Annotated in this window: 1 protein-coding gene; it reads left to right on the top strand. The window is 66.0% G+C overall.

The window, feature by feature from the left end:
• Positions 1–385, top strand: a 385-nt coding sequence (locus tag HU806_RS26295) for a hypothetical protein (protein WP_186615819.1), incomplete at both ends; no start/stop codon positions are given.

Raw genomic sequence — 385 nt, 5'->3', positions numbered from 1 at the left:
CCCAGGACCGCCTCGTCGCCGAACACCAGGGCTGGGCCACCCTGCGTTATCGATACGACAGCGCGGGCCGGCTGATCCATTGCCGCCTGCCCGATCGCAGCACCCTCGACTATCGCCACCTCCCGGGCGGCGCGCTGATCGCCATCGACCTCAACGGCACGTGCCTGACCGAGCACCGTTTCAAAGGCGGACGCGAGACCCAACGCCAGCAGGGCCTGCTGCTCAGCGACTACAGCTACGACGAACAAGGTCGCCTCAAGGCCCAGACCGTGTGGCAGACCCAAGAGCAACAGCTGTTCTGGCGCGACTATTCCTACGACGCGGGCGGCAACCTCGCCGCGCTGTCCGACACACGAAACCGCCGCAGCTACCAATACGACAAGCA

It is taken from the genome of Pseudomonas sp. SWRI154, assembly GCF_014268645.1.
In the GTDB taxonomy this organism is placed as follows: Bacteria; Pseudomonadota; Gammaproteobacteria; order Pseudomonadales; family Pseudomonadaceae; genus Aquipseudomonas; species Aquipseudomonas marvdashtae.
This window is presented reverse-complemented; position numbering and strand designations above follow the sequence as displayed.